Raw genomic sequence first — 23,473 nt, 5'->3', positions numbered from 1 at the left:
ATCACGAAGTATCTCGGGAAGCAGACTCGACATCGAATCTTGAATTAAGCCGGAACTTCCGGTGCTCACGTAGCTTCCACTACGTTCCGCTTTTCATTTCCTAAGTTTCTTTCAACCTTCCAGGATGCATGGCGAGCAGTTCGCCGTAAGGCGAACGACCAGCCTCAGTGCTGAAAACCTATTTTTTTGAACATGCACTTAAATAAATATTTTTTTTCGTAGAATTTTGTTTAAACGTTCAAACAATTAATTCATACGGAGGAGATAAACTTGATGAACTCTACCTTTCATCTTGTCTTTTGGTTACCGTACGTCGTCTTGCTTATCCACACCATCGAAGAAATCCCCGGTTTTTCCAAGTGGGCCACCCGGCACTTCGCCCCCATGTCATCTTACAAACACGTCGTCATTCAAGTTTGCATCATTCTGCTGGTCCTGTTAGTCTCCTATAAAGCCTCCCTTATCGGTTATAACGGCATCTGGGTCGTATTAGCAGCAGCATTTCAGCTGCATATCGGGATCAACGCGCTTTTCCATATCGTAACCACAATCGTGTACAAAGAGTATTCTCCCGGCTTACTAACAGCCGTTACCTTATCACTTCCATCAACCGTATTCTTCTTCTATCAAATATACTCAGACAACCGATTAACGACGCTCGAACTTACCGTTTCTCTAATTGCTGGAACAGTAATTGGAGCAAGTGCCATTGGCACGTTATTTCTAAAACCCAAACAACCATAAGGAGAGGACGACGGCAAATGTCGATTACGACTGCAATCATACAAATGATTCTGATTATGATTTTCCTGGTATCGGGTGTGGGAAAAGTATCCGGATCGCTCATGCATGTCCAGAATTTCGACAGACTGCAACTGTCGCAATGGTTTCGCGTCGTAACTGGAACGGTGCAACTCATCGGGGCGGTCGGATTGGCTGTAGGTTACTTCTATCCTCATTGGGCAACGGCAGCCGGTTTAGGGCTAATCTTAACCATGATTGGAGCTGTCTCGGCTCATGTGCGTGTCAAGGATGAGTTCAAGGAAATGATGGCGGCAGTTCTGGTGCTCTGCCTCGCATTGGCGTATTTGGTTTGTTTGACGGCCGCTTGACGAGAACTTTATTTTCCTTGATGAACTAATACTGCCACACTCTACTCCATGTTTGCTGTTTCCCTTGCGGTCTTGTGCTGCGGTCGTAGTAAAAATAGTCCAAGCACTACTGCGAGTGCGAGAAAGACTGCGAAGAATCGGAAACCAATGTTAGAAGCTTGAATCAGGGCATCGTTCGATTGACCCAACTCATAACCCTCGGCTCTAGAAAACAATTGTGAAGTCACATCTGACTTGGCCACTAACTGAACAACTGCCAATGCAAGCGCTTGGCTAATAGCCCGGCACATGTTGTATACGGTCCAGAACATACCTGATGCAGAACCCGCTTGCTCTTGCGGAGCGGCTAATAGTACTGCTTTTGCAAGTGATGGCCAGGAAAGTCCGGTCGCTGCAGAAATGATCAAAAGCGGAGCAATGACAGCTATATTCGACAGCTTGGGGCCGAGCTGTCCAAGCATCAGTAGCCCGAGACCGATTAGAAACGATCCCAGCAAAATCATTCTTACGGGGCCGATACGATCGGCAAGCCTACCTCCGAATGGAGCTGTGAACAGTTGGGGAACTGACAGCGGAATCAGCAACAACCCCGATTCTAATGGACTGAGGTGTAGTGCACCTTGCAAATAAAACGTTAGCAAAATGGTGACGGCGAAATAACCGATACAGTAGTTTATTGTGATTCCGAGCCCTATGGTGTATTCCCGAGAAGCGAGAAGACCCAAATGAAACAATGGATGCTTAACTTTCTTCTCAATGAAAACGAAGGCAATCCATAGGAACAGCGCTGCTGCGAACAGTCCGAACGTTCTTCCCGATACCCATCCCCAAGTCTGGGCCTCGGACAAGGCGATAAGCAGTGCGGTTAAACCCGTTCCGTACGTCAACACGCCGAGCCAGTCAGTCTTCGTTTTTTCGCTCGATTTATCATCCTTTAGAATTACAATACCGGCGACTAAACCAACGATGCCGATCGGAACGACCGCGTAGAACATGGAACGCCATCCAAATTCGCTGATTAGTACACCTCCGACAACAGGACCAATGAGAGAGCCCGTCACCCATGCGATGTTGTTAATGCCAAGTGCGACCCCAAGTTTATTAGAGGGAAATGTTTTTATCAAGATCGGAGTGGATGCCGCCATCGCCATGGCAGCACCGGTACCTTGCAGAAGGCGAGCCGCGATCAGAACTGGGCCGGAGTCTGACATACCGCAAAAAAAAGTAGCAATCGTGAACAAAGCGAACCCCCATAGAAAAATGCGTTTGGTACCGAATATATCGGACCATCGGCCGGAAGGAAGGAGGAATACTGTACTCGTAATGTAGAACGAGGTGATCGTCCACATCCCCGTTCCAATCGAAAGATGCAAGTCCTCCATAAGCGAAGGGAGACCGTTAACCACAATCGTAGCGTCTAGATTAGTAATAAATGACACAAGTGTAACCACGAATAAAATGTACCATTTGCCCGACTGCTTGATTTTCATCATCCTATGTCCTCCTCCACGCTCCCATTCTTCTCATGGTCAAGCAGCCATTGTTTCCGAGATAAACCTCCTCCATAACCGCCCAAGTCGCCGTTCGAGTTGATAACACGGTGACATGGAATCACAATCGCCACCTGGTTGGCTCCATTTGCTTGGGCTACGGCACGATAAGCACTTAGTTTTCCAAGCGCCGAGGCAATGTCGCCATACGAAGTCGTCTGACCCGGTTGAATTTCCCGCAATTGTTCCCACACCTGCTTCTGAAAAGGCGATCCAATTAGTTTCACAGGCGTTTTGAATTCTGTTAACTTGCCTTCGAAATAATCCCTGAGTTCCCTTTCAATCGAATCGATCGGCGGTGTGCTGCCCGGAATGACCGCGGATTTTGTCTTCCTTCTCAGACGTTCGATCTCTCGCTCCAATCCTCTGCGGTCTATAAATTCGAGTAAATATAGCGCTTGTTCATCAGCGATTGCGATCATCGGGCCAAGACGCGTATCCAACCACGATGCCTTTAAAATCTGCTGATTGCCCAGCCCAGCAGGTGCTGAACCCATAATGCGCGAAAAAGCATCCCTGAAGCCGCTGCCGGATTCGTAACCTGCGGATATCTGTGCTTCGATGACCGGGCTGCCTGCTCGGATATGCTTCAAGGCTATTCCCATTCTCCGAGCTCTTGCATATTCAACAAAAGTCATTCCGAACCTCTTCTTGAACTGGCGGCGCACAGTTGAGGCATCCACGGATAATTTTTGGAAGTCTTCGTCCGTCCAGCGGTGTTCCGGGTTTTCTTCCACCGCGCCTACTAGCTTACGAACCAGCTCCGAGACATGGCCCGGATGAGATAGCGGACGGCAGCGCTGGCAGGGTCGGAATGATGCCAGAAGGGCTTCCTTGGCTGTCTTATAAAATTCACAATTCTCAAACTTAGGTTTTCTTGCCGGACATGTAGGTCGGCAAAACACACCGGTTGTCTTAACTCCGACATAGAAAATGCCTTCATACTCGGACTTTTTATCGATAAGCGCCTGGTAATACACGAGTTTACTGTCGGTCGGTATCATTCTGCTCCTCCTCTTTAATGCAGTTTTGAATTTCAAGCCCTTACAGAATACAATTATGATTATAACGTTTCCGAAAAATAGTTCCGCCGAAAATCGGGCATTGATTTTTTTCTATGCTGGTATATTTGACTAACTTGGTTGGTGGTCGCAATAATAATATTCCCTTACATCCATCAATTGAGAATATTAGCACTGTCACAATGAGGCACTGGAATAGGCATCTATAATCTTTGTATTCAAGTAATCACACACTGCCAAAATTAACTCCCTCTTTCCTGCCTCTCTTTGTTATCCTGGTTTGTCCTGTATGTGTACCGGATGAATTTGTTTTCAAGTTCAGTCCAGCGAGCTTTGCGATCTGCTTTGGATGTCGGTACTGGTCAATGTCTCCTACCTCGGCTAGAAAGCCAGCGACTGTATCCCGGCCAATTCCTTTCATGGCCAATACTTGCTTCACATGAGGAATCTGCAATAGAAGTTCATCCAGCTTTACTCCCAATTCCTCAAGTTGGTTCTGAAGCCATTCGTATTGTGTCAGCAGTAACTTTAGCTCCATTTTAGCTAACTCGGAGCCTTGTTTGATGCCAACAGAACGGCTGGCTGCTGCCTTCAGATTCTGTATTCGACCTAGACCAAGCCCACGCTTTGCAGCTTCTCTTAAATGTTGCAGCAACGTCTCGTCTGGCAAAGAAACAAGCTCATGCGGCAGTATATTAAGACTTAGCAGTTGGATAGCAGACTTGCACTCCCAGTCCTTAAATACCGTCAGAAACTCTGGGAAATACGATCTAACCAGTTATGGACACGTGCTTGCACAACACAAAGGTCAGTTGTTAGGTGCTCGCGAATTTTCATGGCTTCCCTCAGTTCGGCATAAACACCTTGAGGAAGGCTCGGTACAGCGTATCTCCCGTCTTTGACCAACTGTGCAATCACTTTTGCGTCATCTAATTCTTTACTTTTCTTCACGTGTAGTGGGTTCACTACGCCGTATTTTACTTGCTCTTCTTTAAGAAAATGGGCTAGGTTTAGCCAGTAGTGACCCGTTGGTTCCATACCAACAATAGCCTCCTTGAACCCTTGCTCCGTCGCAATCTTCCTGAACCAGCTCACAAATAATTCAAAGCCTTCTCGATTGTTTTCAAATGTAAGTGCCTTCCCGAACTCGACCCCGCGGAAGTCTTGAGCTCTCGCCACATGTCGAAATTTTGCGATATCGACTCCGATAATTAAGGTGGAAAAAGTGATTTGATTAATTCGATCATTTTAAGTAGAATGCATGTTGTGGTCTCCTTTGGTTTTGTTTTTGGATCCGACGCTGGCCAGCATCAGGGACCCATAAACATCATACCAAGGAGTCTTTTTATTTCTCAAACCCCGTATTTCCTCAAAATAGGAATGCTGCCCGTTTACTTTAATGAACACAAGAGGATCTGCCACGAAGCAGATCCTAAACTATTCTCTTTTACTCAGAGAACGACTTAAAAGAACTTTTTTACTTTTTTCAAAAATTCACCTTCATAACCCAATAAAAGTAAATCTATCTCAGCAAAGTTTTTATTATCAACCATAAGCTTTAAATCACTATAGTACTTTATTCCATTATTAAAGCCACTGACATCACTATTAATACCTTCAACATCCTTTTTATGATCATGCAATCCTTGAAGAATTATATCCAAGTATCTCGAACTTATCTCTGAATCGTGTTCTTTTAAGGCCGAAAACAAAATCAATTGTTGATGGAGATAACTTGGAAGTTCTGATAATTTTTCTAAAACCAATTTAGAGGTATTTAAACCATCGTAATATGGTAGAACTTTATCGATAATTAATTTAATTATTTTGTTAGATGTCTCTTTATAGTTTAATTGTATTTCGTACCAGTTATGTAAATCTGATTCAAAGAAACATAAGCGTTTACTTGATTCAAGCGTATTATCTTCAGTATTTTTAAGAAAAAGCGGGCGAAAAGTTACATTAAGCGTCATTAATGGACTGTACGTATGTTTCTGGAAATTCATTTTCTGGTACATACATCCATCAATCCTTACTAAGTTCAAAACACCTTTTTTCCTAAAACCTAAGGGCTTTAATGCTTCGTACACATCCACAATTATTTCCTTGTAAATCTGGTTGATTTCACTACTAGTAAGTATATTTTCACTCATATAACTTCCACCAATCTATATCTATGCTTTTTATTACATACGTACTTCCTAGGGAGAACCTACAGAGTTTCTTCAGTAGTCTGTTTTCTTATTTTGATATTCACCTTAACTTTATCAGGAATGCTGCCCGTTAGGTGAGCGAAAGGCTGCCGATCTTGCCGGCAGCCTCCCATTGCTGTGTATTTAAGTAACGTTCCTAAGTTAGCGGAACGAATCAAGTTTATCTTTCTCACTCAATTTGGCCTTTTGAATCACATCAGTGATGAATGGATTTTTGGCCTTAGTATAAGCAGCCCTATCATTTCGATATTTTTCTGCGAGTTCTTTTTTTAATTGATTGTATTGCATTAGGACATCGGGATAGGTTCTTAAATAATCCCTAAATATAATATTGTTTTTCCACTCTTCGCTTCCATAATTGTATATATGCAGATGATGCGTTCCTGCTCTCCATTGACCTTTTCTAAAGAATCTTCTGTTAGGGAGTTCTTTATGATACACATGTTCATATCCTATTTTCGCTAAAGCTTCAATAAATTCTTCTACTTCATTTAGATCACTTACTCCGACCATGAAATCAATAATCGGTTTGGCCCCTAGCGTCTGAACAGAAGTGCTCCCAATATGTTCTATAGCAATTGCTTTATCAGCCAATACATCCTTGATTATTCTTTCTTCCTGCTCGTATTCGAAAACCCATTTTTCGTTGTATTCTTCAATAACCACTTGTTTCTCCATACTTCCTCCTATCTACTTATATGCTCATATCTTATCACGATATTGAAGAATCCTGCCCGTTACTTGAGCGAAAGGCTACCGATATTGCCGGCAGCTTCCCCATTGTGTTGTATATTGAACAAACGTTCTGCTTGTTAGCTTAATCAGTTACTGGTTAACTTATTTGTCTAAACGATGCGTTAATCGATCTAATAGATATTTAATACCTGATATAATAGCAACTACAAAGCCAATGCCTGCAATTACCAAACATATAAAAAATGGAGCTGGACTATGGGGTTCAAGAGCTTCCTCAAATGTTGGTTGGAATGGTGTAGAGGTTATCTGAATGTACAAGCCTATTACTGAACTAAATATCCACACAACTGCCCCAATCACCGCTATTATAAGTGACTTCGACCATCCTCTCTTCACAGCTCTTCCCCCTAAGAGTAAAAGTACATTCTTCGTTTATACTCGTTATTACGGATGATATACCTTTTTATGTAAAATACATACTGCTTTATATTAGTTGCATTATTCTGCCCGTTGAGCGAAAGGCTGCCGATCGTGCCGGCAGCCTCCCATTGCTGTGTTTTGAACAAACAGTTCGCCGTTAGTTTAGTCTGTTACGTAATGAATCACAGTTTTATACCCGTCTGTAGCACGAAATGAAATATATCAAATGCCCAATACACGCTTATACCCTATGAGTGGACGAATAAAATAGCAAAGTTTTTACCTTTATACTCTCTATAAAAGCTATCTAAATACTCTATCCACTTTTTTCTGGGCTCAATGTTGTCTGAATGTTGCTTAAAACCGTTATTGAAATCTAAAATTGGTTTGTAACCATAGTCCCTCTCAGAATGCCAATTACCATCTGGAGTAACTACAGAATATGGTACTTCATTCATTAAATCATATCCTATTTTTAATCCATCAAGCCGAAAGCCGTCCCAGCGCCCTTGTTCATTAAACGTGGTATTCCAGAAGTATAATCCATTCTCTATTCCATCATCATTTTTATTATTTTCTAGGTATTCTTCAAAATCGGATAAATTACTAAATCCTTTTCGTTTAGCAATTTCTAAAGTTTCTTTTTCAGAAAAGAATTTTTTGTAAGGCTCAACTTCTAACTCGGAATAATAATTAATAATATGATTTTTTACAAAAGTATAAACCATATTATTATCATCTAAAAACAAATTATCAGGCAAAACCACATAGCATATGCTTTTCACACCTATCATCACCACCAAAATGGACTTCTATTTCGTGAACTGACTTTAGTTATTCGCCAAGAATTTGAACTATCCTCCCGAAGCGCCGCCAAGCTCTACTGCCCGTCCCTCGGTTTTAAGGGTTTATCTCACTTTTACTCACTCATTCGCAGGATTCCATTGACCTGGATATCAGTTGTCGTCCGGAAAGTAGGCTTATTAGACTCTTCGTTCCAATTTTGGATATGCGGGAACAGAAGAAACGCTCTGGAACATTTCTCCAAGTGCTGTTATTCTGCACGCATACTCCACCATTTCCTTGGTGCTCACCATCCCATGGCTCGACGGGTCTATGCCCTTACATTCCTTCGTTACACCTGACCAAGGCGTGGAGACCGATAGCGTTTAGCGGACGGGTCAAAAGCCCTTGCCGGGAAGTAACTCTGTTCTCCGTGCTTTCTTTTTGAATCCTGCGAATGAGTCAATCCAAGTGATTGTGTGTTCTACTTAAGCAGCTTGCATAAATGCTGGGGCAGCTATCTCAGGAGAAAAAGTTTCTCCCTTCTGAACAATGCTAATAAGAATTCTTGCTAGTTTTCCAAGCAGTTTAAATACAGACTGTTGCTTCTTCATATGCTTGATTTGGACATTATACTCATGCAATTTTTGGAACACGGGATTAGTCCCAACGAGTTGAATCGTAGCCAGATATAGATATTTTCGTAGTGCAGCATCTCCTCTTTTAGAGAGTATGATCTGCCCCTTGCGTTTTCCAGACGTGCTTTCAGCTAGATTCAGACCGGCTTTACGCAGTAATTGACGACCGTGTGCGTATTGTCTTAGGTCACCAGCTCCTGAAAGAATAGCCGCTGTAAAAATTAAACCTAGTCCTTTAATAGAACGAAGCTGGTTGGCTATAGGTATTTCGCTTAGCAGTTCTTGTATATTCTTTTCAATCCTATCCAGTATCTCAGAATTTCTTTCAAACTCTTGTAATAATCGCTCCAAATCCTGCTTCGCTTCATGAACGGCAGTCGTATCGCATATACTTCTCTTTGCTAGAGAAATGAGTTGTTCAGCTTTCTGTATGCCCGTAGAACCACCGGCTCGCTGCATATGCCTTTTCCAACTTGTGATTACGACTGAGGTGGATAAGGACTCGACATCCTGCGGAAAAGGGAATTCCTTAAGGGTAGCCATGGAGCGCTTGCAGGACCAATCTTTAAACACAGAAAAATACTCAGGAAAGTGAATATCTACCCAACGGATGATTCGGTTCTGCAGCCGTACACTGTTCGTCACCCAGTATTCCCGATCACTCATAATTGTTCGTAACCTTTGAAAGACAACGGCCTGTCGTGAGTACTCATAGTAGAAACCTCGGCTGATCACGTCCGCAATAACTAGTGCATCTTTAGGATCATTTTTAGATTGGCAATTATCGCGGTTCTCCTTGTTTCGTTTGGTAGTGGCTGGGTTTACCATAACCACGCTTATCCCCTTATCTGAGAGCCAATTTGCCAAGTTTAATCCGTAATGCCCTGTCGGCTCCATACCAATAATGAGCCCTTTTAAAGAATTTTTCTGTCCAATTCCTTCAACCCATCTCATTAATTTTTCGAATCCTTCTATTGTGTTTGAAAATGAGAGGTGCCGCTTAGAGAGTACTATTCAACGAAAATTTGTTGCTTGTGCTCTTGTGCTACATGAGTATCCTTCGCGATGTCTATACCAACGACAAGATGAGATGTAGTAATTCGTTCTATTCGTTGATTTTGTCCGTCAGATTGTTTAAACTTCATAAGTAAGAGCGCCTCCTTGATGGTATTGGGTTACGAACCCGTCGACAAACCCATCATACCGAGGCGCTCCTTTTTTGACAAAGGCCATTTCTTAGCCTTAACAGGAATGTTTAGCGTGGAAAAGGCAGCCGATCATCAGCTGCCATAATGTTAATGTATTAATCAGCTATCGTTCACCATTAGATGAACGATCACTCGTATTTAAATTACACAATAATCGGATCCATCTACATATGGCTTCAAAGGTTATTCGACCTCGCCATCTTCATTGTGCCTGTCAGTTATATCCGTTTTTCAGACCAAAGTGAGTATCCCAACCAGACCAGTCCTAACCCCATCGGAAAAGCTGCTATCCGCCCGAGCTCGTGCGGGAGTACGGCAGCAGCAAGGGAGGCTACTGCTCCAAAGGCAAGTAAGCCAGCTGCCGCACGCGATAGGATTCCGGCGCGAAGCGTTGCGATACCAAACAGCAGACCTCCAAGTAAATACGCTACCGCCGATACCGGTCCCACTGCAACTAGAGCTCCGAGTTCAAACTTGCTGCCTGCTCCGCTTGAAAGCCCTAAGAACCCTTCCACAAACGTCGGTGCTTCGGTCGTGAGCAACGGCAAGATAAAAGCTTCGATGAAGGTAAGGGCCGTTAGTAGTACAAACTCGAAGCTAAACAGGAGATAGCCAGCTAAACCAAGCCACCCGACATGTTCCAGTTGCCTGACAAAGATCCCCGTAATACCAACCAGAGCGAGCAGACTCATGGAGATGGTTAAGTAATGGGTAATTGTCCAAGCATTGGTATTCACGGATGAGAGAGTATCAGCTGGATGCATCATCTGTATCACGATGAATAAGATCCCTGCCAACATAGCTGCTAAACCTGACCGACGAATGATTTCTGGGGCTGTGAGATTGTTTTTACTTCCTGCATTACCAGTAGTATTCATACATGTGTCTCCTCCTTCAAAAATATGGTCTGAATTGTTTCTGATCTTCGGCTCATGCCCTCTTCATGATTTTCTTCTTTCTAAAATTAAGATACACGTTCGTGTAAGAAATCGCATCACCACATGTGGTGATTTTTCTAATAAAATGTCAATCAGAAGATTGCATAGAAAAAAGCCCCAATACTGCTCGCTAACCTTACGAGTGTTGGGGCTTTGGATGCGGGCTCGACTAGAACAATTCCAACTCTTCTGCTCGACGGACTGCAGCCCTGCGGTTATTCACTTCAAGTTTGCTATACATATTCTTGGTGTGAGACCGTAGAGTGTTCAGTGATACATGGAGTTCGCGGGCAATTTCTGGGCCACTCAATTCAGATCGGAATAACTGTAGAACCTCAAGCTCTCGAACGCTTAGTGGTTCGTTTAGCACCTGTTTAACAGTCTCATTGCTTTTGGCTTTGACAATGGCGTTTAAAAGCTGAGGGATATAATTAATATGCACTCCCTGTCCCAAGACAGCTTTAAGCAGCGTGACAATCGGCTCGCCTTCTTCAACAAATATACGTACATAGCCTTCTGATCTAGCTAGGGTTAACGCGCGATCCAATGACACAAGCGCAGCAGGAATAGCGCCTTGAATATGGTGAGCAAGTGCTTGCAAGATCAGAATTTCGGTTGCGCTCTTCGTCCTCCCTCCTTTTTCCGCTGCATGGAACAGGCGCTCTAGAAGTCCTAGTATCTCAATAATCGACCGGGCCATACGATCCCGCTTGTATTGAGCCAGTAGTACCCTAGCTAAAGTGATGTGCTCGAATTCGCGAAGGTAGGAAAGATCGTCCTCAACGGATAACGCATGTTCCCGGGCCCAGTCGAGGGCATCGTCCACTTTCCCTTGTTTGATCCAAACGCGAGTCTTTACAGCAGAGACTGGGCGCACATTGGGGAAAAAGTCACTTCTATACAACCGCTCCGCCATTAAGAGAAGGGATAACGCACCGTTCAGATCACCTTTCGCCTCTAATATTTGAGCCATTGCGGTGTGCCATCGATAACTGTTTTGCGAACAGCCCGTGGTCTCGCTTAGTTCCTTGCTTCTCAGCAGGTGATACTCTGCTGCATGAAGATCGTTGTACTCGCAATAGAGTACGCTAATTCCCATGTGAATTTCTACGGTGCCGCGTAGTATTGGCTCTCCATTCTCCGCAGAAAGCAGTAATCCCCTCTCATAGGCATACATTGATTGGCGCATTCGGCCTTGGGCCATCCGAATATCAGCCAAAGTAATCGTGCCCGCGATCGCGTCTGATATGTTGCCAGCAAGCAGGACTCCAGCCATACCCTCGTCGAACATGCGATAGGCTTTTTCGAGATCACCACTCGTCCAAGCAGCCAATCCCAAGAGCGCTAATGCAGCACCACGCCGAAGGTGGTCTCCCTCGGGTACGAGATCGAGCACTCGCTGAGCGTATTGTATGGCAGCTGGTATATCACCCATCACCTGGGAACGTGCGGCACGATATCCAGCAATAGTAGCTGGGAGATGATGAAATTCCTCATGATCCATGATGATCATTTCAGCCATTCTTGTGTGAATGTCTTTGGTAGACTCCAGCCAGCGCTCGGCGTCACGGAGCCGCTCCTCAACGGCCACAAACTCCCCACCAGCCATTAACGCCCAAGCATACTCGACGCTCAATACAGGCCTGCAGCGAATCAACTCGTCGGGCAGCATCTTAAGCCAACCCAATATAGCAAGCCCTTGTCGAAGTTTCCGCATTGCTGGCCAGGCAACCTCAATCAGGTTCGCCGCTCGCGCGAAATCATTGGCGGCTAGAGCGTGACGAATCGCATCAGTCACTGAGCCATTCTGCTCGTACCATACACTGGCACGCCAGTGGAGCTCAGCTATCCGATCAGATTGATCCGCCTTCAAGTGTGTATATAGCACCTGGGCAAAGAGGTGATGATAGCGATACCATAGGCGCTTGTCATCCAAGCGGACGACAAAGAAGTTGCCTCTTTCCAGAGCCTCCAACCGCAAGCTGCCATCCTCTTGACCAGTAACGGCATCGCACAGTGGGCCATACAACCGTTCGAGAATGGAGGTTTGAAGTAAGAAGTTCCGGATATGCTCCGGCTGACGACGCAGAACTTCTTCAACTAGATAGTCTACGATGAACCGGTTGTCTCCAGAGAATACCCGAATGAATCCTGGAATGTCCTCGAGCCCCTGCATCGAGAGCGCCGCCAGTTGGAGCCCAGCTACCCAGCCTTCGGTACGTCTCTCCAACGCAGTTATTTCATCTGTCGAAAGAGCCATATCCATCACCTGGCTGAAGAATTCGGCTGCTTCACTGGTAGTAAAGCGCAGGTCTGCGGCACGCAACTCGGTCAAGTCGCCGAGTGCTCGCAACCGACTCAGCGGTAGTTGTGGATGTTCACGTGTCGCAATGACCAGGTGCATTTGTCGCGGTAGATACTCAAGCAGAAATGCAAGAGCATCGTCGATTCGTTTGTTACTTAACACGTGGAAATCGTCTAGAACTAGAACGAATTTGTATGTAAGGGCTGAGATTTTATTGATTAGGATCCTTAAAATCGATTTGGTTGACGGCGGTTGTTGGGATTCGAGTGTACCAACCACTTCTCCTCCAATATCCTCGATAATCGTACTCAGAGCAGCGATAACATGAGTCAGAAAACTTGCAACTTCGTTATCCCCTTCATCCAGTGACAACCATGCGACAGGAAGATCACATCCGGCAATCCATTCGCTGATCAGCCTAGTCTTGCCATAACCAGCGGAGGCAGTGATGAGGGTCAGCTTGCGGTCCAGACCCTTATCTAGTTGTTCGATCAGGCGCGATCGAAGAACAACTCTAGACTGGGGTACGGGGATATACAACTTTGTCATTAATATCGGTCTATTCATAACTTAATTTAGTTCCCCATTCTCTATCATTTCATCTCCATTAGAATCTCCTGAATGAATGTTTCTGTTTTCATCTGTAGATTCTATCATTAACGCAAACAGGGAGCAGTTGCTACGGGTGAGCTGCTCCCTGTTTATTGCGTTTTTGTTCAATTGCTTGGCTAGTCATCTTTTTCCATGTTTCAGGTAGATGACACTGCACAGCTGGTTAAGTGGTTTCGTATTAACTGTCATTATAAAGCATTCACAATGTTTATGTAAGACATTTCCATTCGAGAATTCTGCCCGTTAGATTCCTGTAGATGGATAAATTTCAGCTTTGTAAAAAAGGAGCGCCTCTGTACGATGGAAGTACGCAGCGGGTCAAAAGCCCTTTAATTCCATCATCCAGGAGGACGCTCTACTATGAAGTTTAAATCACAACATAAGCAAAATCAGCTCATTGAAAACATTACCTTTAATCATATTGTTGTGGGTGTAGATATTGCTCAGGAGGCCCATGTTGCTAGAGCCGTTATCTTCCGTGGGGTCGCTCTCGGCAATTCATTAGTTTTTAGTAATGACGAGGATGGATTCAAATCCCTCGACCTTTGGATTCGCGATTTGTTAGCTTCATATAAACTATCGCAAGTTATCGTTGGTATGGAACCGACTGTTCTTTAATCCAAAGTACGGCCGTATTCCGTAATCGAATATTCCACCTTAGGAGGTATGACCGCATAGGCGACTCGCTGATTGCCGTTTCTTTGTGGACTTAAAGCGCACTTTATCGTCTACAATAAACGAAATAAATCACTTCGGCTTATAGCGCCGAGATGTTGAATCTGAAAGGAGAAACAGACATGAGCTTCACAATAAAAGATGCCTCTGACAAGCTGGGCATTCCAGCACATACCATCCGGTATTACGATAAAGAAGGGTTGCTCCCTTTTATTCAAAGAGATGCTAATGGGAACAGGGTTTTTGAAGTGAAAGACCTGGAATGGATCAATTTAATGACGTGCTTTCGAGTGACAGGAATGCCTGTAGCCCAGTTAAAGCATATTGTTGAGCTGGCCCTTCAAGGGGAGTCCACCATACAGGAAAGAAGGGCTATCCTGGAAGAGCACAAAAAGGTGCTGAAAAAGCAGCAGCGCCAATTAGACCGTGCATTTGAAGCGGTAAATTATAAATTATCCAAATATGATTCGATTCATAAAGGCGAAATGCCTCAATCTTCGGAATTTGACATGTCCCTATAAAAGCTCAAGGGTATGGGGATCTGCACTCGTTATCTTTATGATCGCTTTTATGCCTAGAAATAGTAATGTCTTAAACTGGTTTCCTCAGTTCTGGAAGTCAGTTATTTTCCCCATATTCATTGTGGGTTTCCCAATAATACTGCTTATGGTTAGCCTTGTCAGAATTAGATTCCAAAAGAAAAGCATTTGATCTAAGCAGTTAACGCCTTTTAGGAAGTTTTACACTTCAAGCCACTAACTTCCATCTTTTTCAAACAACGATTCCATTTAATGCAACACCTCATGAATTTTCGGATAAACTGCCGCAGCCAGATCATCTTCCTGTTCCCTATCAGGCAACATAGAAGCATGAAAGGAATAGCTTCAACAGACGACACGGAAATAATATGTCCAGATTGCTGCTCTCTCTTCGTAGGCAGCACTGCAGCGATTCCGAACAGAATACCCTTAATATTGACGTGAACCAACGTATACCGCGCTACCCCCTCTCTGTTGTATTTGTTCAGCAATCGCCTTCAACCGATCTTCCCTTCGTGCTGTTAGCACAACTTTTGCTCGTTTTTAGCCAACAAAAGAGCCGTTGCTTACCCGATGCCCTCGATTCTTCAGTGAAAGCATGTTGTAGTCTCCTTTGGTTTTGTTTTTGGATCCGACGTTGGCCAGCATCAGGGACCCATAAACATCATATCAAGGAGTCTTTTTATTTCTCAAACCTCATATTTCCTCGTAATAGGAATGCTGCCCGATAGCTTAATGAGGCTGCCGATAAAATCGCGGCAGCCTCACTTTGTTGTTTATTGAACAAACGTACCTCGTTAGTACAATGATTAAAGTTGAATAAAGTCAAGTTTAATATCTCGAATCCTAATCACTTTTTCATTGTAAAGTTTTAACTTAGTTTGGATTCGCCGGACCGGACCCGCAAGTTCTGCGAATCCCGTTGCCTCATATACCAGCAGGCGATTTGGACGTCAAATTTCGTGTACATCAGTTAATTAGCTGGTATAAATTCTTTGATTTTCTGTGCAAGTGCATCAGGTGCAAAATCTTGAAGATAATGTCCGTAGTCATCCATTAATACATACTTGCTATTAGCTATTTTTGAAAGGTAAGATATTTGGAACCCTTGCCATTGTTCTTTCGTATAACCAAGACCAATTCCGTCACCATTTGATATGAAAAACAATACTGGTAACTGTGGCGCTGGCAATGCATCTACTTTATGAGCATTATCCATAAGATCCACTATCTCTTCCACCATTGGTGGTGTATTCGTTCTTCTATAAAATATTGCTCTGTAAACATCTTTTTCATGATCTGTCAGGTCCCCTGACGTTATTGCCGCTTCGCTTTCAACCATGGATGGGATAAAACGTGTTATTCCCATACGTTCTGCAAATGCCAGTATCTTTATTTTAGTTATAAAATCAGCTATTTTCGGACCAGTGGGGTCGAAATAAGCATTTACAGTACCTACATCTATTCCTACAATGGCAGATACTTCTTTTGGATATTTTTGAGCCCAATAAACTGACTCCAATCCCGTAATAGAATGAGGAACTAATACATAGGGAGGTTTCAGACCGGCTAATAATAACGCTTGTCTGTCCTCCTCCAATACGGTATCAAGATCTCTTGGAACGTCCGCAACATCACTGTAACCATACCCTATTCTTTCTGGTACTGCGATTTTATATTTATCACTTAATCGAGAATATAAGCTTTTAAAATCTAATATAGGGGAGGCTGTTCCGCCTCCTGCCAGAAATACCAGGGTGGTATTTCCTTGACCTTCTGTATAGATACTCATTTTATGTCCACCTACTGAAACCATTTGCCCCATTGGCTTAACTAATGCATCTTCCCTGCTCAAATGGATTTTGTGATTGATAACTACAACTAGAGCAGCTAATACAAAAAGACCAACAATTCCTCCCAAACAATAACCTATTCTCTTTAGTATTTTCTTCTTCACTATTGACCCTCCCTAGAATTCTGTAACCACTGAAATGTAAGTGGGTTAATCATGTAACTCTCCCTGTCGGTTACTGTGTCCCCGATGAAATAAAATGGAACCGATTATTCTTGCTAAATCATACCGTTGTGATATTTGAAATAAGTTGATACATACATCATAGCAAGCTCGAAAGTTAATTAAACCTGTCCTTGGTCCCACACTCCGCTAGACAAAAGTCTGGTCAGCCTGGCTATTACAGCTCCGGCATGACTTAACAAAGTTCTTTGAAAGTTGCTGGGAGGGTATCTCGTAAGCAATGACTCTACAGGCATACTCACTTGCATAGGATATAATTTTGATCGTTCGCCATGAAAGTGATCTTTGTCAAGCATATGAATCGCTTGCATGGGTAACCGGAGATACCATGTAGTTATCTTTTGAATCAGAATTTATAATTTTTAAGAAGCAACATCTTCTTGCCATTAAGTAAGCCGTCACAAGGACCATTATAAGTGGGCAGACCACTATGTCACTCCATTATTGGATCACATGACAATGTAATTGATGTTGGGGTTTGAGATTATTGATAAATTCTTTGGATTAGCTGGCTGTCCAATCAGAGTAGATTTATTTTGTTGTTGTACTTCTTGAAGATTTGAATTGATTGTTTGTGTTCCATAAACTATCAAATTATTGCACTCACCAAGTATCAGCGTAATCTGCCCGTTAACGGGGTGAATGGCTAACATGTAGCTCTGGATATACAAACAGCTTAGATTCCTCAATTTATAGGTGATTTTTTTCCATAAAATTAACAATTTAAATTACACTTTTTGAACTGTTCTAACATAAAATTTTAAATATCGACAGTTGAAGGTGGAGATCTCTTATGTACGCTAGATTAAGTATGTTTAGATTAAGACCTCATGCCCCCCTATCTTTCGCAGAGCAATGGGCGGAGAAGACTAACTTAGTCCATCAATCGTTAAAGGGATTTAAAGGTATTACATTCTTGGGAGAAAATATAACAAATGAGTTCGGTTACATAAGTTATTGGGAAACGAAAGAGGACGCTTTAGCAGCAGGAGATATAATTGAAGTCAAAGTATATTCCACCTTATCAAGAACTTATATCGAATCCCCGCCTATTATTGCTATTTATGGAGTTTATAACCTTCCTGCGGGGAATGGTGAATTAATATTTACAGGTAAGTTTAACTGGTCGGAGCTCTCAGGTAAAAACAGTTCTCATCAAGTATGCTTCTTTCGAGCAGTAACTGGTGGTACACCACGCATCCATGGTAAGTTCGCTTGCTTGGTCGTCTGCTGTATGCAGAAAATAAGTAGATTAGAGTTGTTGATTTAGCGGTGTTTTTGAATCGAAGAAACGGCAACTTTTGTAAAGTAAGTTTTAGACTGAAGCATTAATATAAAGCAACGGCAGCCAAGGACAAGAAAATAAAGTCCTAGACTGCCACTGTTGTCATTCATTTATCGTTCTCCAATAGTGGGATGTTATCATGCGTTATACTATAAAAATTACTCTATTATCGTTTATCTCCAGATTTTTGTTCAAATAGCCTCTCATCCCATTTCCCTTGCTTTGTTTGAAGTTGTATCCGCTTTGCTCTGCAACGAACATGGCTGTAGTATGATACAAGTCTCAAGCACTGAAGATCGAAGTCCATAGAACGCCAACCAGGGCTCCCCGAGCCGCTCTAACTCGATTTTTCCGGGTTGCAGCGCCCGCCATAAATCCAGGCGCCAAAGCCATCCATTATGCCGGAGGGGTCAAACCCGTCGTGATTGCGATACGGTTCCAGCTGTTGATCGTGATTATTGTCATCAGCAGCTCACTGATTTCCTGCTCGCTGAAGTGGCGGGCCGCTTCTTCATAAACGTCGTCCGGAACGTGATTGGAGGCTACCAGGGTCACGGCTTCCGTCAACGCCAGCGCCGCGCGCTCTTGTGGGGTGAAGTAAGTCGTTTCGCGCCAAGCGTTAAGCATGTAGATGCGAACCTCCGTTTCACCCAGCTTGCGGGTGTCTGTTGCGTGAATATGGAGACAGAAGGCGCATCTGTTGAGTTGCGAAGCGCGAATTTTTACAAGCTCCTTTAGTTTTTTGTCGAGACTTGCGCCATCCAGAAATTTTTCGAGTCCGACCATCGCCGCGAAAGCCGCAGGGTTTACCTCTCTCAACAACATTCTTGGTTCCATTGCCAATCACTCCTTAAATAGTAGTGCCGACCTGCTTGCATCGACTTTCACTATCTAAGACCAAGCGGCGAATTGGTTTGTGACACCTGCAAGCTTGTCAGGGTTCAAAATAATAAAAATGCGCGAAATCCGCCTTTTCACGTCCCAACCGAACACCATGACCATGGCCGGCTGGCCGTTCTGGATAACGATAAGGCCGGGTTGCCCGCTCGCGTCGACGGGCATGAACGAATCGCCCATCGTGCCTTTGCGCGCGTTACCAATAAAGAATGCTGCGATGCGCTCGCTGCCCTCAATCGGATTGGTCGCCGTACGGGCTTTCCCGCCACCATCGGTTACGATTACGGCATCATGCGCCAGCATGTCCACGAGCGCGGACGAATTTCCAGTCTCGGCCGCCTGCATGAACGCCTTGGCGAAAGCCCATGCTTGTTCCTCGTTGCGCCGCATGGGATCGATCGCTTCCGCGCCGCCGCCTTGCAGCTTTTGTTTTGCCCGGCTGAAAATTTTGCGGCAATTCGCTTCGGACTTCTGCACGATGTCCATGATTTCCCCATAGTCGAAGTCGAGTGTCTCGCGAAGCAGGAAGACGGCGCGTTCGACGGCAGTCAGCCTCTCTAGCATGACGAGCATCACGTATGTGATGTTCTCTTGCCGCTCGATGTAATTGGCAGGATTCCCGTTCTTTCCGGTCTCTGATCCGAGCGCGGCGGCCGCACTGCCGCCCCCGCCATCGGCAATGGCAGGCTCCGGGAGCCACTGCCCGACGTAGAACTCTCGGCGTTTGCGCGCGGATTGCTTCAGTTTCAAGCATCTGTTGGTGACCATTCGAACCAAATAAGCTTTTTCGTGCTTGATGCTGGCGCGATCCGCAGTCATCGCATAATCGACCAGCGCATCCTGCACGATGTCTTCCGCTTCGCTTAAGGAACCGAGCATCCGATAGGCGAGCGTCATAAGCAGAGGACGGTACGATTCGACCGTCGACATATCCAACATCCCTTTCAACTCCTTATCTCTATTTAATTTATTAAATTCTACAAGTGATAGATTTACAGAGCGCCCCTCCCGGATATAATGACATATAGAAGTTCCGGAACGCAAGCAGACGCATCGAGATGTGCTGGGAATATCAGGGCGCCACCCTAGCCAAGGGCGATATCCCTTCCGAAGCGATCCACCTGCGCATTCTGAAAATTCCGAAAGGGCGGCCAATCAGTTCGTGAAACGCTTCGTGCGCGACGAGGTCGTCAAGGCGATGAACGGATGTGCGAACGGGCAGCAAACGATTGAAGAAGCACGAACGACGATTGGGTCGAAGCTGCCGGAGCAAGCAAGCGCGGTTCTAGCTTAATGGCCAATGATTACGGATATATGCCATCAGAATCAGGGCCTGTAGTTCTCGCCGAGGTGGAGCGCCATACATAAATCTTTCAATTATTTTTGGGGTATTATCCCCAATAACTGATTCTCTATTCCTTTATTTCAACGAACAAAAGTAACCGATCGTGTAGTCGTTTACCTTCATGTCGTGGTGCTATCGTTCCGCGTAAAGAATATTAATGTAGCACTTATCGCATCTTTTGTCACAAATGCGATAACAGATTGGTCTTAATTAAAAATAGATAAAGGAGGCAGTAAAAAATGAAAATTTTAGTTGCTGGAGCAAGTGGTGTCATCGGGAGGGTACTCATTCCGATGCTTGTACAAAAGGGACATGAAGTGATTGGGCTAATACGTAATCCAGAGCATGCTGAAAGTTTAATGAAAGCTGGTGCTTCATTCGTCCTAGCGGATGTATATGATCGCAAGAATCTGTTCAGCGTACTTGCCGAAACTTCCCCAGAGATAGTCATTCACCAACTGACTTCGCTGCAGGCTATGGATCCATCCGCCAATGCAAGAATTCGCGTGGAAGGAACGAGAAACTTAGTGGATGCTTCGCTCGCCGCTGGCGTTCGCCGGATGATCTCGCAAAGCATCACAATGACCTATGCTCCCGGAGAAGGGCCGGCAACGGAGGATTGTCCACTAGACTTTGAGGCTCTGGAACCGCAACTCACAAGCGTGAACGGTGTTCATGCGTTGGAAAAAACCACTGCGGAAATGTTGGAGTATGTCATTCTTAGATATGGCGTGCTTTACGGTGAAGGGACCTGGTACGATTCAAATGGATTTTTCGCAGAGCAAGTTCGGCTTGGGAACTTGCCAGCTAATGACGGCGTCACTTCTTTTGTGCATACAGAAGACGCCGCATTTGCAGCTGTTTTGGCACTGGAATGGCCCACAGGAACATATAACATTGTGGATAGCGATCCAGCAGCGGGTACCGAATGGGTGCCAGTCTATGCGAAATCCCTTAACGCTCCTGAACCCAAGAGAATGCCAGGAAGCATGAGAGGAGAACGTGGAGCGCTTAATGCAAAAGCACTTCGGAATGGCTGGAGTCCGCGGTTTGCTTCATGGCGAGAAGGTTTTCCTAAGACGCTTCATTAAGCGGCAGCTATAGAATAAACAATTGAATCTGTTCAAGAAAGCGGAGATTTTTGATCTCCGCTTTTTCATTCAATTTATACCAATACACAGGAGAAGCGATATTTGTCGGAAGTATAGCCCCCTTAGAGCTCCTCCTGATCGAATTTGATTCTCAGTATAGAATACCAAATTTATTGAAGTATCCTGCCCAATACTTCAATAAAATAGGGAGCAGCTGCTGATCACGGCTATCTTCTCCCTACTTTTAATATCGTTAACCGTTAGTGGTATTCCTTTAATAGAAAGCTTAATCTTTCCTGAAATCATATTTCTCATTTGGCAATTTTAAATCATGATCATTAATTCTAACAGTATTATCGTCAATCCGTTCGATATATGCATTCTCTTCTCTATAATTCCAATAAATATTTTTTTTGTTCTTAGAGCTTTTGTTGAGAACAAGTTCTGCTCTTACAGCAAAGTCAGTCGTTGCCCCTCCACTAGTTATGTAAGCATTCATTGTATATTTGCCATTAGGAGAGCTTGATTGATCAATTAAATCCCCTGTCGGGAGAAGATTCATATCAAAGAAAGCCCAGTAAATCCCATAACTAATTAAACAAATGAGCAACAATACAATTGAAATTATAAATTTAAGTACTTTTTTTAGTTCTCGTAATTTCAGAAATAATATTTTGATCATCGTTTAAGTGCTCCATATTCCTCCACTAAAAATGACCTAGTTCATATTGGCAGGCGTTTTATCTTGCTGTTGACTTCACTTGTTTAAACTCTCGTTCCCAGTTAGCGCGACGAGGTTGCCGATCATCATTTTTGGCAGCCTACTTGTGGAGTTTATGGAGCTGTCGTACCCGATAGCTCAGAATTTATGGGAATTTAAACCTTTTGGGAGCCGGAATTTGCGGTGTGCCGGACGAACCAGTCTAGTGCGCCGTTCAACATGCCATCGGTAAATTGATGAGCGGCATCGAATTCGGTAATCTCGAAACGTTCTGGGCATGCCGCATAATGGTTCAACACCGCCGCCCTAAATCTATGAGCTCCGTCGGGAGGCACATGACCATCTTTCGCCCCGTTCAGGAAGCGAATCGCGGGAGCATGTTCATATTTGCTCGTATTCGAGAGTGGATTGCAGCGGTGATAACAATTCCAGGCGTACGTATCCGGATGGCTCTCTTCTTCATCCGTACCCGGACGTAACCAATCTGGCGTTGAGATGCAGGCAGCGACAGCGGTGATCCGATTGTCTAGCCCTGCCGCTACCAAGGCGATGTCGCCGCCCATCGAGATGCCCCCGGCCATCACGCTGCCGGTCAGCCCAAATCGTTCTACCGCCCAGTCGATCACTCGCGGATATTCCTCCGCCGTCATTGCTATCATCGGCCAGAAATAACGGCGCTTGTTACTTCTTAGTTTACCGATAAACAACTCGCGGCTCTCCCTCATCCGCTCTCCGTGTTCGTAAGGATCGTACGATAAAGCTATGAAGCCAGCGTCAGCGAACATCCGCAGATGTGGACGTAGTCCGTCCTTGCCGCCGGTCAGCCCCGGAAGCCAGATGACTAGGTGCCCATTTCGCTCCCCATCCGGCTCCTCCCAGATGATCGGGATATGATCCACTAATTCATGATTGAACTTATTCGTTTCTATCGCACCCATCGACTACCGTCCTCCCAATTACGATCATATATTCTCCTCATTATATAAAGGAAATCCATGGAAATCACTATCTTTCTTTGGTTCTTGCGCCCATAAACTGGACAAGCTTCCTTGATGTAAGCGCCTGGTATCGTTGTGCTATCGTTCTCCGTTAGGTCAATTCACTTCCGAACTAGCACCTTCTTAAAAACTACCCTCATAGCATCGTGACCATCATAATTAAGACATACAGGGAATCCTTCAAATTCCTGTTCTTGTGGTTCAGATTGCAAATCCCATTCGCTTATGAAATGCTATAGAATACTTATTTGTAGGAGCTGTCACTCATCGAATCACATTCCTTCCTAGCATTCCGACGGTTTTTGAAGACTCTTCGTATAGCACTCGTCCAGTTTGCCATAAGAATCCCATAACAAATCCTACAATACTTCCATTTTCTTCTTCAGCTAT

22 protein-coding genes and 3 pseudogenes are annotated in these 23,473 nt (G+C 44.3%); 7 read left to right on the top strand and 18 right to left on the bottom strand.

Annotated elements, in window-relative coordinates; all coding sequences use genetic code 11:
• The first annotated feature begins 273 nt into the window (after positions 1–273).
• On the top strand, positions 274–744 hold the full coding sequence (locus A8708_RS05005; RefSeq protein ID WP_068662423.1) for an HXXEE domain-containing protein: 471 nt from the start codon (positions 274–276) through the stop codon (positions 742–744).
• A 17-nt stretch (positions 745–761) separates the two neighbouring features.
• Positions 762–1,112, top strand: coding sequence for a DoxX family protein (locus A8708_RS05000; protein ID WP_068662422.1), 351 nt, complete (start codon positions 762–764; stop codon positions 1,110–1,112).
• A gap of 41 nt (positions 1,113–1,153) precedes the next feature.
• Here A8708_RS05000 and A8708_RS04995 read toward each other — a convergent pair whose 3' ends face one another.
• From A8708_RS04995 to A8708_RS04945, 11 genes and pseudogenes are all read right to left on the bottom strand, one after another.
• On the bottom strand, positions 1,154–2,605 hold the full coding sequence (locus A8708_RS04995; protein ID WP_082927281.1) for an MFS transporter: 1,452 nt from the start codon (positions 2,603–2,605) through the stop codon (positions 1,154–1,156).
• On the bottom strand, positions 2,602–3,666 hold the full coding sequence (locus A8708_RS04990) for a bifunctional transcriptional activator/DNA repair enzyme AdaA (protein WP_068662421.1): 1,065 nt from the start codon (positions 3,664–3,666) through the stop codon (positions 2,602–2,604). The genes A8708_RS04995 and A8708_RS04990 overlap by 4 nt, the downstream gene beginning before the upstream one ends.
• 271 nt (positions 3,667–3,937) lie before the next feature.
• Positions 3,938–4,923 (bottom strand): annotated as a pseudogene (locus A8708_RS37165) (IS110 family RNA-guided transposase); the annotation flags it as partial.
• Between the two features lie 224 nt (positions 4,924–5,147).
• The gene (locus A8708_RS04975; RefSeq protein WP_068662419.1) at positions 5,148–5,837 is read right to left on the bottom strand and encodes a DUF4304 domain-containing protein; all 690 of its coding nucleotides are present in this window, start codon (positions 5,835–5,837) and stop codon (positions 5,148–5,150) included.
• Positions 5,838–6,038: 201 nt separating this feature from the next.
• On the bottom strand, positions 6,039–6,575 hold the full coding sequence (locus A8708_RS04970) for a GrpB family protein (protein WP_068662418.1): 537 nt from the start codon (positions 6,573–6,575) through the stop codon (positions 6,039–6,041).
• A gap of 159 nt (positions 6,576–6,734) precedes the next feature.
• Complete coding sequence (locus tag A8708_RS04965) at positions 6,735–6,989, bottom strand: hypothetical protein (protein ID WP_068662417.1); 255 nt, start codon at positions 6,987–6,989, stop codon at positions 6,735–6,737.
• A 272-nt stretch (positions 6,990–7,261) separates the two neighbouring features.
• Entirely contained in the window at positions 7,262–7,807 is a 546-nt protein-coding gene (locus A8708_RS04960) for a hypothetical protein (protein WP_204787468.1), read from the bottom strand.
• A 477-nt stretch (positions 7,808–8,284) separates the two neighbouring features.
• The gene (locus A8708_RS04955) at positions 8,285–9,388 is read right to left on the bottom strand and encodes an IS110 family RNA-guided transposase (protein WP_420848531.1); all 1,104 of its coding nucleotides are present in this window, start codon (positions 9,386–9,388) and stop codon (positions 8,285–8,287) included.
• 56 nt (positions 9,389–9,444) lie between these two features.
• Positions 9,445–9,579 carry a hypothetical protein gene (locus A8708_RS37060; RefSeq protein ID WP_420848530.1) on the bottom strand — a complete coding sequence of 45 codons (135 nt, stop codon included), beginning with the start codon at positions 9,577–9,579 and terminating at the stop codon, positions 9,445–9,447.
• A gap of 281 nt (positions 9,580–9,860) precedes the next feature.
• Positions 9,861–10,520, bottom strand: coding sequence for a hypothetical protein (locus tag A8708_RS04950; protein WP_068662415.1), 660 nt, complete (start codon positions 10,518–10,520; stop codon positions 9,861–9,863).
• Positions 10,521–10,749: 229 nt separating this feature from the next.
• Complete coding sequence (locus A8708_RS04945; RefSeq protein ID WP_068662414.1) at positions 10,750–13,452, bottom strand: LuxR C-terminal-related transcriptional regulator; 2,703 nt, start codon at positions 13,450–13,452, stop codon at positions 10,750–10,752.
• Positions 13,453–13,857: 405 nt separating this feature from the next.
• Between A8708_RS04945 and A8708_RS35245 the strand changes: the two are divergent.
• Positions 13,858–14,106 (top strand): annotated as a pseudogene (locus A8708_RS35245) (IS110 family transposase); the annotation flags it as partial.
• Between the two features lie 5 nt (positions 14,107–14,111).
• On the opposite strand, the gene A8708_RS37055 reads toward A8708_RS35245, so the two are convergent.
• Positions 14,112–14,222 (bottom strand): winged helix-turn-helix transcriptional regulator, encoded by a 111-nt coding sequence (locus tag A8708_RS37055; RefSeq protein WP_157264557.1) that lies wholly within the window; start codon positions 14,220–14,222, stop codon positions 14,112–14,114.
• A 45-nt stretch (positions 14,223–14,267) separates the two neighbouring features.
• On the opposite strand from A8708_RS37055, the gene A8708_RS04935 reads away from it, so the two are divergent.
• Positions 14,268–14,693 carry a MerR family transcriptional regulator gene (locus tag A8708_RS04935; protein WP_239696540.1) on the top strand — a complete coding sequence of 142 codons (426 nt, stop codon included), beginning with the start codon at positions 14,268–14,270 and terminating at the stop codon, positions 14,691–14,693.
• A 365-nt stretch (positions 14,694–15,058) separates the two neighbouring features.
• Here the strand turns inward: A8708_RS04935 and A8708_RS37050 are convergent.
• Positions 15,059–15,154: pseudogene (locus tag A8708_RS37050) on the bottom strand (oxidoreductase); the annotation flags it as partial.
• A 530-nt stretch (positions 15,155–15,684) separates the two neighbouring features.
• Positions 15,685–16,668 carry an alpha/beta fold hydrolase gene (locus A8708_RS04925; protein WP_082927280.1) on the bottom strand — a complete coding sequence of 328 codons (984 nt, stop codon included), beginning with the start codon at positions 16,666–16,668 and terminating at the stop codon, positions 15,685–15,687.
• An 871-nt stretch (positions 16,669–17,539) separates the two neighbouring features.
• On the opposite strand from A8708_RS04925, the gene A8708_RS04920 reads away from it, so the two are divergent.
• A complete protein-coding gene (locus A8708_RS04920; protein WP_068662409.1) occupies positions 17,540–18,016 on the top strand; it encodes a hypothetical protein in 477 nt (158 codons plus the stop codon).
• Between the two features lie 411 nt (positions 18,017–18,427).
• Here the strand turns inward: A8708_RS04920 and A8708_RS04915 are convergent, their stop codons facing one another.
• Both A8708_RS04915 and A8708_RS04910 read right to left on the bottom strand, forming a co-directional pair.
• Positions 18,428–18,868, bottom strand: coding sequence for a carboxymuconolactone decarboxylase family protein (locus A8708_RS04915; protein WP_068662408.1), 441 nt, complete (start codon positions 18,866–18,868; stop codon positions 18,428–18,430).
• A gap of 54 nt (positions 18,869–18,922) precedes the next feature.
• Positions 18,923–19,867 carry a sigma-70 family RNA polymerase sigma factor gene (locus tag A8708_RS04910; protein ID WP_068662407.1) on the bottom strand — a complete coding sequence of 315 codons (945 nt, stop codon included), beginning with the start codon at positions 19,865–19,867 and terminating at the stop codon, positions 18,923–18,925.
• Between the two features lie 223 nt (positions 19,868–20,090).
• Here A8708_RS04910 and A8708_RS36740 point away from each other — a divergent pair, with 223 nt between their 5' ends.
• The gene (locus A8708_RS36740; RefSeq protein WP_275667869.1) at positions 20,091–20,222 is read left to right on the top strand and encodes a hypothetical protein; all 132 of its coding nucleotides are present in this window, start codon (positions 20,091–20,093) and stop codon (positions 20,220–20,222) included.
• Between the two features lie 290 nt (positions 20,223–20,512).
• On the top strand, positions 20,513–21,364 hold the full coding sequence (locus A8708_RS04905; RefSeq protein ID WP_068662406.1) for an NAD-dependent epimerase/dehydratase family protein: 852 nt from the start codon (positions 20,513–20,515) through the stop codon (positions 21,362–21,364).
• 286 nt (positions 21,365–21,650) lie between these two features.
• Here A8708_RS04905 and A8708_RS04900 read toward each other — a convergent pair whose 3' ends face one another.
• Both A8708_RS04900 and A8708_RS04895 read right to left on the bottom strand, forming a co-directional pair.
• Entirely contained in the window at positions 21,651–22,046 is a 396-nt protein-coding gene (locus A8708_RS04900) for a DUF5412 domain-containing protein (protein ID WP_068662405.1), read from the bottom strand.
• Positions 22,047–22,240: 194 nt separating this feature from the next.
• Positions 22,241–23,023: an alpha/beta hydrolase family protein gene (locus A8708_RS04895; RefSeq protein ID WP_068662404.1), complete on the bottom strand. Its 783-nt coding sequence runs from the start codon at positions 23,021–23,023 to the stop codon at positions 22,241–22,243.
• Between the last annotated feature and the right edge of the window lie 450 nt (positions 23,024–23,473).

It is taken from the genome of Paenibacillus oryzisoli (assembly GCF_001653565.1).
GTDB lineage: Bacteria > Bacillota > Bacilli > Paenibacillales > NBRC-103111 > Paenibacillus_E > Paenibacillus_E oryzisoli.
Note: the sequence above shows the minus strand (reverse complement) of the source record. Positions and strands in the feature narration are given on the sequence as shown.